This is a genomic window from Blastomonas sp. CCH9-A1 (assembly GCF_001557175.1).
Classification (GTDB): domain Bacteria; phylum Pseudomonadota; class Alphaproteobacteria; order Sphingomonadales; family Sphingomonadaceae; genus Blastomonas; species Blastomonas delafieldii_A.
Genome location: NZ_LSHM01000046.1, coordinates 19,439 through 34,895 on the forward strand (window position 1 = coordinate 19,439; position 15,457 = coordinate 34,895).

10 protein-coding genes are annotated in these 15,457 nt (G+C 65.8%); 7 read left to right on the forward strand and 3 right to left on the reverse strand.

Translation table 11 applies throughout. The features are described from left to right. Positions 1–123 precede the first annotated feature (123 nt). From AX725_RS14190 to AX725_RS14200, 3 genes are all read right to left on the reverse strand, one after another. Positions 124–345 (reverse strand): hypothetical protein, encoded by a 222-nt coding sequence (locus AX725_RS14190; RefSeq protein ID WP_060977665.1) that lies wholly within the window; start codon positions 343–345, stop codon positions 124–126. A gap of 241 nt (positions 346–586) precedes the next feature. Beyond that, complete coding sequence (locus AX725_RS14195; RefSeq protein WP_060977666.1) at positions 587–2,260, reverse strand: amidohydrolase; 1,674 nt, start codon at positions 2,258–2,260, stop codon at positions 587–589. Further along, positions 2,257–3,141 carry an NAD(P)-dependent oxidoreductase gene (locus AX725_RS14200; protein WP_060977667.1) on the reverse strand — a complete coding sequence of 295 codons (885 nt, stop codon included), beginning with the start codon at positions 3,139–3,141 and terminating at the stop codon, positions 2,257–2,259. Before AX725_RS14200 ends, AX725_RS14195 begins: the two co-directional genes overlap by 4 nt. 59 nt (positions 3,142–3,200) lie before the next feature. On the opposite strand from AX725_RS14200, the gene AX725_RS14205 reads away from it, so the two are divergent. The 7 genes from AX725_RS14205 (at position 3,201) to AX725_RS14235 (ending at position 15,351) form a co-directional block, all read left to right on the forward strand. After that, on the forward strand, positions 3,201–4,427 hold the full coding sequence (locus AX725_RS14205) for a threonine ammonia-lyase (RefSeq protein ID WP_066114083.1): 1,227 nt from the start codon (positions 3,201–3,203) through the stop codon (positions 4,425–4,427). Between the two features lie 372 nt (positions 4,428–4,799). Continuing rightward, the gene (locus AX725_RS14210; protein WP_060977669.1) at positions 4,800–5,555 is read left to right on the forward strand and encodes an arginyltransferase; all 756 of its coding nucleotides are present in this window, start codon (positions 4,800–4,802) and stop codon (positions 5,553–5,555) included. 102 nt (positions 5,556–5,657) lie between these two features. Then, the gene (locus AX725_RS14215; RefSeq protein WP_208597856.1) at positions 5,658–7,892 is read left to right on the forward strand and encodes an autotransporter assembly complex protein TamA; all 2,235 of its coding nucleotides are present in this window, start codon (positions 5,658–5,660) and stop codon (positions 7,890–7,892) included. Positions 7,893–7,948: 56 nt separating this feature from the next. After that, a complete protein-coding gene (locus tag AX725_RS14220; RefSeq protein WP_167348188.1) occupies positions 7,949–12,088 on the forward strand; it encodes a translocation/assembly module TamB domain-containing protein in 4,140 nt (1,379 codons plus the stop codon). Between the two features lie 157 nt (positions 12,089–12,245). Further along, positions 12,246–13,154 carry an alpha/beta hydrolase family protein gene (locus AX725_RS14225; protein ID WP_208597857.1) on the forward strand — a complete coding sequence of 303 codons (909 nt, stop codon included), beginning with the start codon at positions 12,246–12,248 and terminating at the stop codon, positions 13,152–13,154. Positions 13,155–13,156: 2 nt separating this feature from the next. After that, positions 13,157–14,392 (forward strand): kynureninase, encoded by a 1,236-nt coding sequence (gene kynU / locus AX725_RS14230; RefSeq protein ID WP_060977677.1) that lies wholly within the window; start codon positions 13,157–13,159, stop codon positions 14,390–14,392. 119 nt (positions 14,393–14,511) lie between these two features. After that, entirely contained in the window at positions 14,512–15,351 is an 840-nt protein-coding gene (locus AX725_RS14235; RefSeq protein ID WP_060977672.1) for a universal stress protein, read from the forward strand. Positions 15,352–15,457: the final 106 nt, after the last annotated feature.

The window sequence follows — 15,457 nt, forward strand, 5'->3', positions numbered from 1 at the left end:
GTTGTTCTGCGGGTTATCGCTGGCAGCGTAGGATGCGCACTTCAGGCACAAAAAAACGGGGCCCGAAGACCCCGTTTTCCTGAACTGTTCGGACCAGTGCGGCCCGACGGCTCCTGATCGAAATCAGGGGCTGGTCGGGGTGTCGCTGTCCTGGTCGGCAGCGATCACGATACCGCCGATCACGGCAGCAGCAGCCACGACACCGATGATGATGCCGGTGCTGCCTTCGGCTTCGCTCTCGTCACCCGAAGCAGCCGAAACGCGTGCGACGCTGGTCTGAGCCAGCACAGGCGTTGCGGCGACGGCGAGTGCGGCAAGAGCTGCCACAGCAAAACGATTCTTCATTATAGCCTCCGTCACGTATTCAAAATTGCGCCTTAATCTTTTGGAATCAAGGCATTGCAACCCGTTGCGAAAAGAGTGTTTTACGAGCTCTTCCCGGCGCTCAATGCCCCACTAAGCCGAAAGTTCCATACGTGCAAGCCGGTTTTCGGCCCAAATCCGGGGCAAAAAGGCTTTTGTGGCAGGCTGTTGCAACCGGGCAACGAATAGTTTCGCCAGGGTTAACCTATAGCAAATTTGACAGCTAATGGTTGTCGTCGCGCTGATAGCGACGAACGCCCCCAACCCAGGTTTCCACGACCTTCGCGTTGCGCAATTCGCCGGGCGTACTGAGCAGCGGATCGACATCGAGCAGGATGAAATCCGCGCGCATGCCGGGCATCAGCGTGCCGAACCGGTCTTCGGCAAACCCGGCATAGGCTGCGCCGCGCGTGAACGCGTCGATCGCCTCGGTCCTGCCAAGCCGCTCCTGGGGCTGCCAGCCGCCGAAAGGCTGGCCGTCGGCGCCTTCGCGGGTGATCGCGGCAGCCAGCCCGGCAAAGGGATCGGGCGATTCCACCGGCGTGTCCGAGCCGAAGGCCAGCGGCACGCCCGCCTGGCTCAGCGTCTTCCACGCATAGGCACCGGCCAGCCGGGCCGGGCCCAGCCGGGCTTCGGCCATCAGCCGGTCCGAAATCTGGTGCACCGGCTGCATCGAGGCGATGATGCCGTTCTTCGCGAAGCGCGGGATATCGACCGGATCGATGATCTGCGCGTGCTCGATGCGCCAGCGGCGGTCGCCCTTATAGTCCTTGGCGAGTTCCTCGATCGCCGAGAGCGCTTGCGCGTTCGCGCCGTCGCCGATCGCATGCGCGGCGACCTGGAAGTCGTCCATCGCGGCGCGGCTCATCATGTTGAGCAGCTGGGTGTCGTTGACGAACGCCAGGCCCCGCTGGCCGGGCATGTCGGCATAATCGGCCTTGAGCAGCGCCCCGCGCGAGCCGAGCGCACCATCGAGATAGAGCTTCACGCCGTTGAGCCGCAGCCGGTCGTCATAGAGCCAGGGGGTCGGGCGGGGGCCACCGATCGCGACCATCGCCTCGATCCCGGCGGCATAGGACATGATGCGCACGCGCAGCCGGCCCTCGTCCCCGGCGCGGCGATAAGCCTGCCAGTCGTCGATGGTCGTGCCCATATCGGCAATGCCGGTGATGCCGAGTGCAAGCAGATGGTCCTGCGCCGCGATCAGCGCGGCATCGCGATCGACCGCGCGCGGCGGCGGCACCGCCTTGCTCACCAGCGCCTCGGCGGCATCGACGAACACGCCCGCAGGCTTGCCGCCGATCCGCTCGACCCTGCCACCTGCGGGATCCTTTACGTCGGGCTTGACGCCCGCGGCTTGCATCGCGGCGGTGTTGGCCCAGCCGGCATGGCCATCGACCCGTTCGAGCCAGACCGGCCGGTCGGGCACGACCGCGTCGAGATCGGCAGCGGTGGGAAAGCGGCCGAGGCCCCATTTTTCCTGGTTCCATCCGCGCCCGATGATCCACGGTCGGCTGGGGTTTTCGTCGGCATAGGCCTTGATCTTGGCGAGCGCCTCTTCGAGCGACTTCGTGCCTGACAGGTCGAGCGTCAGCAGCGAGAAGCCCAGCCCCATGACATGGCCATGCGCATCGATGATGCCGGGCATCAACGTGCGGCCATCGCCATCGAGCTTGTAATCGAGCTTTTCGGGGCGCTTGTCGCGACGTTCGAGCAGCTGCTTCACCTTGCCGTCATTGTCGATGACCAGACCGGTGAAACTGACGACCTTGCCCTTGGCGTCGAGCGTCATGCCGTTGACATTGTCGATCAGTCCATCGGCCCAGACAGGCGAGGCGGCGCTGGCAAGCAGGGTGGCGGCGAGCGCGGCGGTGCGCGCGAACATCGGACGGCTCATTTGCGCGGCAGCCTGCGGATCAGCGCGCTGGTATCCTGGCGGCCCGCGCCCAGATGCTGCGCCTCGGCGAAGAACTGGTCGAGCAAGGCGGCTACAGGGATCGACGCGCCATTGTTGCGCGCCTCGTCGAGCGCAAGGCCCAGATCCTTGCGCATCCAGTCGATGGCGAAGCCGAAATCGAAACTGTCCTCGGCCATGGTCTTCCAGCGATTGTCCATCTGCCAGCTCTGCGCCGCGCCGCCCGAAATCGCCTGGAACACCTTGTCGAGATCGAGCCGGCTCGCCTGAGCGAAACGCATCGCCTCGCTGAGCCCGCCGAGCACGCCCGCGATACATATCTGGTTGACCATCTTGGTGGTCTGCCCGTCGCCGGGGCCGCCGACATGAACGATGCGGCTGGAATAGCTCTTGATGATCGGGCGCGCGGCATCGACCGCGTCCTTCTTGCCGCCGCACATGATGGCGAGCGTGCCGTTTTCCGCGCCTGCCTGGCCGCCGGTCACGGGCGCATCGACGCACAGGATGTTCTTGGCGCGGCCCTCGACCGAAATCTGCCGCGCGATGGTGGCCGAGACGGTGGTGTGATCGATGAACAATGCCCCCTTAGGCAATGTCGTGAACGCGCCCTGATGACCCATGATCACCTGCGCCAGGTCATCGTCATTGCCGACACAGGTGATGACCGCATCGACCCCTTCCGCCGCCTCCGCCGGAGTCGCGGCAACGCGAGCCTTTTCCGCCAGATGCGGGTGCGCCTGAAGCCAGGCGTGGACCTTGGCCGGAGTGCGATTGTAGAGCGACAGAGTGTGCCCGTCATTGCCCAGATGGCGCGCCATGGGCCCGCCCATCACGCCGATACCGATAAATGCTATATTTGCCATGGCGGTGCCTTAACGGATGTTTTCAATCCGCGCCATATCGGTTAGGGGCCGCAGCCGATATGACCAGCCCGACCGAACGCCTCACCCTGGACGATATCCGCGCCGCGCATGCCCGCATCGCCGGTTCGATCGTCCGCACGCCCACGCTTGTCAGCAAGACGCTGTCGGCGATTACCGGCGCGACGGTGTATCTCAAGTTCGAGAACCTCCAGTTCACCGCCGCCTACAAGGAGCGCGGCGCGCTCAACTTCCTCAGCCAGATGAGCGAGGAGGCCAAGGCCAAGGGCGTGATCGCCGCGTCGGCAGGCAACCATGCGCAGGGCCTGGCCTGGCACGGCACGCGCCTCGGCGTCCCCGTCACCATCGTGATGCCCAAGCCCACGCCCACCATCAAGGTGCAGCAGACCGAGGCCAATGGCGGCCGCGTCATCCTGTTCGGCGAGAAATATGACGACGCCTATGCACATGCCCGCGAGCTCGAGAAGAGCGAGGGGCTGACCTTCGTCCACCCGTTCGACGATCCGGTGATCGCGGCGGGGCAGGGTACGGTCGCGCTCGAGATGCTAGAGGACGCGCCCGAGATCGATCATTTCGTGATTCCGATCGGCGGCGGCGGCCTGTTTTCCGGCATGGGCACCGCCGCGCGCGCGCTCAAGCCCGGGATCAGGCTGACCGGCGTGCAGGCGCAGCTCTATCCCAGCATGTACAACACGGTGAAGGGCACCCAATATCCGTGCGAGGGCGATACGCTCGCCGAGGGTATTGCCGTCAAGCAGCCCGGCGAGTTCACCCGCGAAATCGTGCGTGCGCTCGCCGATGACATCGTGCTGGTCAGCGAGCCTCAGCTCGAAACCGCTGTCAGCCTGTTGCTGCAGATCGAAAAGACGGTCGCCGAAGGGGCTGGGGCTGCTGGTCTCGCCGCGCTGCTGGCCGAGCCCGATCGGTTCCGCGGTCAGACCGTCGCCGTGGTGCTGTGCGGTGGCAATATCGATACGCGGCTGCTCGCCAATGTGCTCCTGCGCGATCTGGCGCGGTCCGGTCGCCTGGCGCGGCTGCGCATTGCGCTGCAGGATCGGCCCGGCGCGCTGTTCAAGGTGATGCGCCAGTTCGATGCGCATCAGGTGAACATCATCGAGATCTATCACCAGCGCGTGTTCACCAACCTGCCCGCCAAGGGGCTGATCACCGATATCGAATGCGAGGCGCGCGACCGCAGCCAGCTCGATGCGCTCGTCACCTCGCTCAAGGCCAGCGGTTACGACGTTGGACTGGTCGAGGTGGCCTGATACTGGCCCATCGCGCGATCTTTTTCGTCATTCCCGCGAAAGCGGGAATCCCGCTGTGTTCAGAGCTTGCCGCGAAAGCGGGACTGCCGTTTTAGCGGGGGTGAGGGTTTGGGAGCGAGCAAGTCGCGGATGGGGCATGCCACCGGTTCGGCAGAAACCGGCACAAAGAGCTAGCCGGACCAGTTTCCGATTCAGCATGAATCGTCCCTTATCCACAGTCCACCCACGCTTGACCGCCGATTTGACTCGACTTGGCGCGGCTTAACCAAGAAAGTTGGTTAACCGGCTTGGCTTGCGGGGCGCTTGGTGGGCATATCGTTTGCCGAGCATGATCCCCATTACCAAGCCATTTGCACAAGGACCGTTTGCCACGTGAGCGCACCGGCACGTTTTCCCCGTTTCTTCGTGACCAACCCCGGCCCGTGCCCGTATCTTCCGGGCAAGAGCGAGCGCAAGGTGTTCACCGAACTGAGCGGACCACATGCCGACGAGCTGAACGACGCACTGAGCCGCATCGGGTTCCGTCGCAGCCAGAACGTTGCCTATCGCCCGAGCTGCCTCGACTGCCGCGCCTGCGTTTCGGTGCGCGTGGTGGCAGACCAGTTCGTGCCCTCTGCCAACCAGCGCAAGCTGCTCAAGCGCAACCGTGATCTCATCGTCTCCGCCTGCAAGCCCTGGTCGACGCAGGAGCAGTACGATCTGCTGCGCCGTTACCTCAAGACGCGCCATCCCGGCGGAGGCATGTCCGACATGGATGACATGGATTATGCCGACATGGTCGAGCACACGCCGGTGCGCAGCTATGTCATCGAATATCGCGAGCCCAATCCGGATGGCAGCGCGGGCAAGCTGGTGGGCGCGTGCCTGACCGATCAGCAGGGCGACGGCCTGTCGATGATCTACAGCTTCTACGAGCCCGATCACCCGACCCGGCGGGGCCTGGGCAATTACATCATCATGGACCATATCCAGCGCGCGGCGCGCGCCCGGCTGCCCTATGTGTATCTCGGCTATTGGGTAAAATCTTCGCCGCGGATGCAGTACAAGATCAAATATCAGCCGCTGGAACTGCTTGGCCCCGATGGCTGGCACGCTTTCGACCTTGAACGCGACGGTGCGGGCGCATAACGACTATTTCGATTTCGGGCGGGAACCTGCCCGCGCTGAAAGCATATCGAGTCGATGAGGCAGGGTGATCGCGGGCGTCTTGCGAGGGCGGGAACACTGGTCATGCTGGTCGCTGGCTGTGCATGGCCCCATGTCGCGTGGGCGCAGCAGGCCGATATCTCGCAGGCTCCAGCCGCTTCATCCGACCCTTCCGGCACCGTCCTGCAACCCGAAGACTCGCAGGTCGAGGACCCGCTGAACGTCGACCCGCTCGCGCCGCTCGATCAGCTGCCGGGAATGGAGGTCGAATGGCCCGAGGGCGGGGATATTCCGGCCTGGCCCGGCGAATTTTCCGCAGAGGACGTGCTTCCTGCCGAAACTCAGGCCGCTGACGCATCGGACAGTTCGACCGGCGATATTGTCGCAACCGAAGCCGATGATGTGCGCGACGGTCTGGCGATCGCAGCACCGCTGGCGGAAACGGACGAAGCCGCGCTGGCCGAGGATGCAGAGGGCGATCGCGCCGCCCGCCGCGCCGAACGGCAAGCCGAACGCGAGGCGCGTCAGGCCGAACGCCAGGCGCTGCGCGAAATCGACGATGGCGACGTGCGCTATCGCGTCACCGTCAACTTCCTGCCGACCGAAGATCTGGCCGAGCTTGACCAGGATGCGTTCCGCAACCGCTTCCAGGCGCTCTCGACGCTCGAGCGCCTTTCGGATGACGATGCCAATCTCGCGCAGGTCAATCGCCGCGCCCGCGACGACAATGATCTGATCGATACGATGCTGCGCGTCTATGGCTTCTACGATGGCGAGGTGCGCAATTCGGTCGCCAGGATTCCGGATCAGGACCGCGTGCAACTGACCTTCGATGTCAATCCCGGGCCGATCTATCGGTTGAGCGCGATCGACCTGGCCGGGCTCGATGCCGTGGGCGTCGATGTGCCTGCCGCGCGTGCGGCCTTCGGCATGAAGGTCGGCGACGCTGCCAATGCCGACAGGATCGTCGCCGGCAGGCTCGCGGTGCTGACCCGGCTGCTCGAAACCGGCTTTCCTTTTGCGCAGATGGGCGAGCCCGATCTGCTGATCGATCACGAGGCGCGCAGCGGGGCGCTGACCGTGCCGGTGACACCCGGCGGCCAGTACCGGTTCGGCGGCGTGATCGCGAACGACGACGGCTTGTTCGGATCCCGGCATCTCGAGCGGATCGCCCGGTTTGATCGCGGCGATATCTTCCAGGCGTCGGAAATGGACGACCTGCGCCGGGCGATCCTCGCGACAGGTCTGGTCTCGACCGCGACGCTGACCCCGGTGGCAGCGACCGATCCCGTGGGCAACGAGCCCGGAACGGTGGACATTCAGGTCGAAACCGTCGCCGCCCCCTTGCGCACCATCGCAGGCGAGGTCGGCTATGGGACGGGCGAAGGCTATCGCGCCGAAGTCAGCTGGGAACATCGCAACTTCTTCCCCCCCGAGGGGCTGGTGCGTGCGCGCGCCGTGGGCGGAACGCAGGAGCAGCTGATCAACCTGGTCTATCGCCGCAACAATTTCCTCAAGCGCGACCGCGTGCTGACGGCGCAGGTGCTGGCCAGCAATATCGACCGCGATGCGTTCGAGGCGCGGACCTTTCTGGTGGCCGCCTCGCTCGAGCGGCAGACGAACCTCATCTTCCAGAAGAAATGGACCTGGTCGCTGGGGGCGGAACTGGTGCTGTCGGACGAGCGCGACAGTCGCGCAAGGATCGTCGGAGGCGCACGGCGCACCTTCTTCATCGCCGCGCTGCCGACGGCATTGAGCTATGACGGCACGGACAGCCTGCTCGATCCGACCCGGGGCTTCCGGCTGGGCGGGCGCATCTCGCCCGAATATTCGCTGCAATCGAGCAGCAAGGGCTATGCCCGCATCCAGATCGACGGAAGCTATTACCAGCCGGTTTCGGAAAGGATCGTTCTGGCGGGGCGCGTGCGGCTGGGCAGCACCATCGGCGCCAATCGCTTCAACATTGCGCCCTCGCGGCGCTTCTACGCGGGTGGCGGCGGATCGGTGCGCGGATACGGCTTTCAGGCCATCGGGCCGCGCGATGGCAATAACGATCCGATTGGCGGCAACGGCCTGGCCGAATTCTCGATCGAGGCGCGCGTGCGCCTGGGCAATTTCGGCGTGGTGCCCTTTTTCGACGCGGGGAATGTCTATGCCGGCAGCACGCCCGATTTCAGCGGCATCCGCTATGGCGCAGGCGTCGGCGTACGCTATTACAGCAGCTTCGGGCCGCTGCGGCTGGATATCGGCACCCCGCTCAACCCCCAGCCCGGCGATAGTCGGATAGGGGTCTATATCTCGCTCGGACAAGCCTTCTGATGGCGGACGAGGCCATTCCAACCACGGTTGAGCAGGCGGCGCCACAGGCCAGGCCCGTGCGCTGGCTGCGCGGTCTGATGATCGGCGTGCTGGTGCTCGCCGGGCTCGGCGCCGCATTGCTGTTCGGGCTGGATAGTGGGCCTGGGCGCCGCCTCGTCGCAGAGCAGATCGCCAGCTATCAGCTCAAGTCCGGCCTGTCGCTCCGCGTCGCGCGGATCGACGGGTCGATCTATGGCAAGGCGGTGCTGCGCGGGGTCGAACTGCGCGATACCAAACGGGTATTCTTCACCGCTTCGGCGGTCGATCTCGACTGGCGACCGTTCAGCTTCCTGCGCAATCGGCTGGACATCCGCGATCTCGTCCTCCGGCGCGGCGAGTTGCGCAGCCTGCCCGAGCTTAATCCCGGCGATCCCGATGATCCGCTGCTACCGGCCTTCGACATCCGCATCGACCGGCTGCGCGCGGACGGCCTGGTGATCCGGCAGGGCATTGCCGGGCCACGCCGCGTCGCCAATCTGGCAGGGCGGGTCGATATCCGCTCGGGCCGGGTGCTGGTCGATGCGCGCGCATCGCTCGCCGACGGCACTGATCGGCTGGCGGTAAAGATCGACGCGATGCCCGATCAGAACCGGCTGCAGATCGACGGTGATGTCAGTGCGCCTGCCAGCGGCGCCATTGCGGCACTGGCCGGGCTGAAACAGGACATGGCCGCCTCGATCAAGGGGCAGGGCGACTGGGATTTCTGGCAGGGCAGGCTGCTTGCCCGGCTGGGCAACCGAGAACTCAGTGCGCTCGACATCAACCAGCGCGAAGGCGAGGTGCGGATCCGGGGCTTTGTCCGGCCCGGGCCGCTGATCGGCGACAGCTTTGCGCGCATGCTTGGTCCTGCGGTCGGTGTGGTCGCGCGCGGCACGCTCGATGCGCGGGTGCTCTCGGGCATGATCGCGCTCGCGGGGCAGGCGGGCACGGCCAATGCGAAGGGCGCGATCGATCTGGGCGAGAACCGGTTCGACAATGTCGAGCTTCTTGCCGCACTCTCCCGTCCCGGGCTGCTCGCCGATGGGCTTGAGGCGCGCAATCTGCGCGCAACGGTGACCCTGAACGGCCCCTTCGGCGATCTCGAGGCTCCTTATCGTCTGTCGGCGGATCGCGTGGCGCTCGCCGGGGTGAGCGCGGATGCGCTGCTCGCGCAGGGCACGCTGACCCGGCAGGGCAGGGATGTCACCCTTCCGGTCAAGCTCAGCGCGACACGCGTCGTCACCGGCAATGCCTATGGCGACCGGTTGGCCAATGGACTGACCGGCCAGGGCATCGTGCGTCTGCGCAAAGGCGTGCTCAGCAGCGATCCGATCCGGCTGACCAGCAAGAGCCTGGTCGCGCTGGTACAGCTTTCGGGCAGCAGCCAGCGTGGGCGCTATCTCGCAGTCGTGGATGCGCGGCTCCCCGCCTTCGGGGTCGAGAATGTCGGTGATGCCGATATCGATGCCAATGTGCGCGTCGCCTTTGGCGGCGGCGCCGCCTGGGATATGCTGGGCGATGTCCGCGTGCTGATGCGCCGCGTGGTCAACGAAACGGTGGTGACATTGATCGGGCCGTCTCCGCGCTTTGCCAGCAAGTTCAGCTATGGTGCAGGCCAGCCCTTCGTGTTGCGCGATGCGAGCCTGGCGGCGCAGAAGCTGGCGCTGATCGGCGGCGGACGGGTCGAGCCGGATGGCCGCATCGTCCTGCGCGCCAGCGGACGGCATCGCGACTACGGTCCGCTCGATGTCAGCGCGGATTCGATCCGCGGCGACATGCGCGCAGTCCTCACGCTCGACGAACCGCTTCCCGCATTGGGCGTGCAGGACCTTCGGCTCGCGCTCGGCACCGTGCCCGATGGGTTTTCGGTCGACGTGACCGGCCAGTCGACGCTGGGGCCGCTTGAGGGCGCGACGCGCATCTTTGCGCGCGAAGCCGGGCGGACGTTGATAGAGATCGAGCGGTTCACGGTGTCGCAGGCGCTGTTCGCCGGCAATATCTACGCCACCAAGGCCGGGCTCGAAGGTGCGCTCAATGTCCGTGGCGGGGGCATTACCGGCGATGTCACGCTCGATCCGCGCAGCGGCGGGCAGGGCGTAAAGGCGATGCTCGACCTTGCCAATGCGCGGTTCGACGGCGAGGTGCCGATCACGATCAACCGCGGCGCGGCGGAAATCGACGCGCTGATCGCCGAGGGACGCAACACGATCGTCGGCAGCATGCGCGCGCAGGGCATCGGTCGCGGACCGCTCTTCATCGGAAGGCTCGCGGCCAATGCCAATCTCGTCAACGGCGAGGGACGCGTGACCGCCTCTCTCGCCGGGCGGCGCGGCAGCAATTTCGAGCTGCAGACCAGCGCGCAAATTGCCAGTGACACGGTCACGCTGGCGGGCAATGGCAGCTATGGCAACCGCCGGTTGCGACTGGTGCGGCCAGCGCGGCTCAGCAAGCTGGACGATAGCGGCTGGCGACTGGCCCCGGCGGTGCTGCGCGTCGGGCGGGGGCGGCTGGGCCTGCAGGGCCGGTTCGGCGGCGGGCTGACCGATATCAGCGCGCAGTTCAACACCGTTCCGCTGGCGCTTTTCGATGTCGCGGTGCGCGAACTCGGCTTTGGTGGCAATGCCTCGGGCACGCTCAGCTATCGTCAGGCCGAGGGCGGCGTGCCGACGGGCAAGGCCAGCCTGAAATTCGACAATCTCACGCGCACGGGTCTGATCGCCAGCTCGCGCCCGGTCGATATTGCGGCGAACCTCGCGCTGACGGTCGACGCACTGGCCGTGCGCGCGGTGATCGCCGAACAGGACAAGACCGTCGGGCGCGCACAGGCGCGGATCGGCAACCTGCCGCAGGGCTTCGATCTGTTCGGGCGGCTGCGACGCGGGACGCTCGCCGGGCAATTGCGCTTCAACGGCCCGGCGGACTCGCTCTGGCGGTTGCTCGGCATCGAGGCGTTCGACGTCACCGGTCAGGTCGGTGTCGCGGCGAACCTTTCGGGCAGCCTGATGGACCCCAGCATCAGTGGCGTGCTGGCCACCCGCACTGCGCGGCTGGAAAGCACGCTGTCGGGCACGGTGATCAGCGACATCGCCGCGCGCGGGCAGTTCAACGGATCGCGGCTGACGCTGACCAGCTTCAACGGCAAGGCGGGATCGAACGGCACGGTAAGCGGTCAGGGCTATGTCGATTATGGCGGCCTGTTCGCCTCGCCCTCGCGCGGCGTCGCGGTCGAGATCCGGGCGGCGGCGAAGAACGCGCAGTTGGTCAACCGCGACGATTTCGGTGCGACCGTCACGGGTCCGCTGACCATCTCGTCCGATGGCACATCCGGTACGCTGGGCGGCGATGTCGTACTCAACCGGGGCCGTTTCCGGCTCGGCCAGTTCAATGCCGCCGAGGCGCTGCCGGTGATCAACGTGCGCGAGATCAACCGCCGCGCCGACGAGGCGCCGCGCCGTGTGCGACCGGCGGTCTGGCGCTATGATGTCAAGGCGCGCGCACCCAACCAGTTCACCGTCACGGGCCTCGGCATCAACAGCGAGTGGGGTGCGAACGTGACGCTCACCGGCACGGTCGATGCGCCGCGCATCACCGGCCAGGCGGACCTGATCCGCGGCGAATATGAATTTGCCGGACGCGATTTCGAGCTGGTGCGAGGGCGCATCAACTTTCGCGGAGAATCGCCGCCCAACCCGGCGCTCGATATCGCGGCGTCGGCGAACCTCAGCGATCTCAACGCTACGATCAACGTGCGCGGCACGGGCCTTGCGCCCGAGATCAGCTTTACCAGCACGCCGGCCCTGCCGGAAGACGAACTGCTGGCCCGCCTGCTCTTCGGATCGTCGATCACGGACATTTCCGCGCCCGAAGCGGTGCAGCTGGCAGCAGCGCTCGCCTCGCTGCGCGGCGGCGGCGGGCTCGACCCGATCAACGCGCTGCGCGGCGCGATCGGGCTCGACCGGCTGCGCATCGTCGAGGGCAACCAGACGCTGGGCCAGGGCACCAGCATCGCGGCGGGCAAGTACATCACCCGCAACACCTATGTCGAGATCGTCACCGACGGGCGCGGCTATTCGGCGACGCAAGTGGAGTTCCAGATCACCCGCTGGCTATCGCTGCTCTCGTCGATCTCGACCATCGGCCGCCAGAGCGCGAACGTGCGGATTTCGAGGGATTATTGAGTTTTTCGCCGACGTTCGCGTCTTGGTCATCCTGAACTTGTTTCAGGACCCATTGTGCCCCAAAAGCCGAAGCCGCATGAGGATAAATGGGCCCTGAAACAAGTTCAGGGTGACGGTGGTTGCATTGTATCGAAAGTCGTAGGGGAGGAACCACATTGTGCGGACGATCAAATGGGGCGGACTGGCGCTCGGTCTTGCGACGCTCGGCCTGTCGCTGGGCGTCGGATCGCAGGTCTCGGCCATGCTGAACGCCGAAAAGCCGATCATGCAATGGCCTGATCTGCTCGATCAGCCGCGTCCCAGCCCGACCCGCACCATCGCCTATGGCGAGGACCCTCTGCAGCTCGTCGATCTGTGGCTGCCCGCTGGCAAGGGGCCGCATCCGGTTGTCGTCATGATCCATGGCGGCTGCTGGCAGACCGAGATCGCGACGCGCGACATCATGAATTATATCGCCGACGATCTGCGCAAGGACGGCATTGCCGTGTGGAACATCGAATATCGCGGCGTTGATCGCGGCGGTGGCTATCCGGACACCTATCTGGATGTCGGCGCGGCAGCCGACCTGCTCGGCGCTCAGGCGAAGGCGCTGAACCTCGATCTCACGCATACCATCGTCATCGGCCATTCGGCGGGCGGGCATCTGGCTTTGTGGCTGGCCGCGCGCCAGGCGCTGCCCGAGGGCGAGCCCTTGCGCGGGGCTAACCCACTGCGCATCGATACCGCGATCAGCCAGGCCGGCATTGCCGATCTGCGCGCGGCGATGCAGCGCACCGGCCATGCCTGCGGCACCGACGCGCCAACGAAGATGGCAGGCGACAGGTTCGCGCTGACCTCTCCGCCCGAAATGCCGGTGAGCCAGGCGCAGCAGATCCAGTTCCATACCGACAAGGACCGGATTGCACCGCCTGTCTACGCCGAGACCTATGCCGCAGACATGAAGAAGCGCGGCATCGGGGTCGAAAACCACGTTCACGGGCCCGAGGGCCATGTCGAGCTGATCGCGCCGACCAGCCGCAGCTGGGCTGCGCAAAAGGCACGGATCAAGCAATTGCTGGGGCGCTGATGATGACCGACTATCCTTCGCTTGCCGAGGCCGAGGCCCGCGACACCGCCGACCCCTTGGCCAGTTGGCGCGACCGGTTCACGCTGCCCGAAGGCGTGATCTATCTCGATGGCAATTCGCTCGGCGCGCTGCCGGTGGCGACGCGTGCGGTGATGCACGATGCGGTCGATCGGCAATGGGGCAAGGGGCTGATCCGCAGCTGGAACGATGCCGACTGGATCGGTGCGCCGCGCCGCATCGGCGACAAGATCGCGGCGCTGATCGGCGCGGCACCGGGCGAGGTGATCGCCTGCGATTCGGTGACGGTGAACCTCTACAAGCTGATGGGGGCGATCCTCGCGGCGCGGTCGGGCCAAGGCCGGACGATCCTGACCGAGAGCGGAAACTTCCCGACCGACCTCCATGTCGCTGCGGGAATTGCTGCGCAGCATGGTCTCGTGCTCGATGCTGCGTCGCGCGATTCCATCGTTGAGAAGATCGGGCCGGACGTCGCGCTGATCGTGCTCACCCATGTGCATTACAAGACCGGCGAGCGCTTCGACATGGCGGCGATCCAGGCGCTGGCCGATGCGCACAACGTCCCGCTGATCTGGGACCTGTCGCACAGCACCGGCGCGGTGCCCCTCCATATGGCTGCGGATGCTGCACGCTTTGCCGTGGGTTGCGGCTACAAATATCTGAACGGTGGTCCAGGCGCGCCCGCTTTCCTGTATGTCGCGGCCGAGGCGCTCGAGTTTCTCGGCTCGCCGATCCAGGGCTGGATGGGCCATGCCGCGCCGTTCGCGATGACCGACGAATACGAGTCCGCACCGGGTATCGAGCGCTTTCTGGCAGGCACCCCGCCGATGCTGTCGCTGCTGGCGCTGGAGGCGGGGGTCGATCTCATGCTAGAGGCGGATCGCGATGCGCTCTGGACCAAATCGCAGGCCCTGTTCGATTTCCTCGGCCAGCTGATGGCCGCGCGCTGCCCCGAACTCCAACCCATCACCCCATCGCGCGCCGACCTGCGCGGCAGCCATGCGAGCTTCGTGCACCCGAACGCCTGGCCGATCAACCGCGCGCTGATCGATGCGGGCGTCATCGGCGATTTCCGCGCGCCCGACGTCCTGCGGCTCGGCCTGACGCCGCTCTATCTCGGCTTTGCCGACATCTGGCATGCCGTGGATCGGCTCGCCACCATCATGGGTGAGGGGCGCTGGCAGCGCGACGCGTACAAGGTCGCGGCGCGCGTCACGTGATCGGCACCAATCCGCCGTCCTGAACGTTGCACAACCAGGGGGGGGGCATGCCGGGGCAATACCCGTTCCCCCATGTTCAAGCTTCATCGGCAACAGCCGGGAAACGACAGGAGAGAGACATGCAGCGGCTATTGGCCTGCCTTGACGTATCGCATTATTCGCAGACCGTGTGCGAACACGCCGCCTGGGCGGCGCAGCGCCTGAAGGCGACGGTCGAATTGCTCCATGTCATCCAGCGCAACGATGCCCGCGCCGAGCTCGACGGGGCAGGGCTCGCGAGCAAGCCCGGCCTGCTCGACGAGGTGATGGCGCTGAAGGCGGCGGAAGGGCGTTTGGCCGATCGCCAGGGGCAGCTTCTGCTCGAAGCGGCCGTCGATCAACTTTGTGCACGGGGGGTGAGCGATGTCGAGCTCAGCTTGCGCGAGGGCGGCATTGTCGAGACGATTGCCGAGCGCGAAGCCTTCAGCGACATGACGATCATCGGCAAGCGCGGCGCGCAGGCGGATTTTGCCAAGGGTCATCTGGGCAGCAAGGTCGAGCGCGTCATCCGCCAGAGCCGCAAGCCGGTGCTGGTGGCGACGCGCGTGTTCAAGGCACCGCAGCGCATCGCCATCGCGTTCGATGGCGGACCCTCGAGCCGGAAGGCGCTCGAATATGTCTCGACGTCGATGCTGTTCGGGGGGCTCGATATCGATATCGTGCTTGTCGGCGGCTATACCGACAGCAACGCAGGGCATATCGACTGGGCGCAGACCCAGTTCACCGGACGCGCGGGCGTCAAGGCGGTGCAGCGCGAGGGCAATCCCGATGCGGTGCTGCCGCAGGTGATCCGCGAGCGGGGCATCGATCTTCTGGTCATGGGGGCGTACGGACACAGCCCGCTGCGCAACATGCTGGTCGGCAGCACGACGACACAGATGATCCGCGCCGGGCAGACATCGGTGCTGCTGTTTCGATAGCAGAAACTCTCTCTCCTTTAGGGGAGAGAAGCGAGACTTGGCGGCTTGCCGCCTAGGGTCAGGACCTATTAACCGCTTGCGCGCGGCGTGAACGGTTGATTCAATA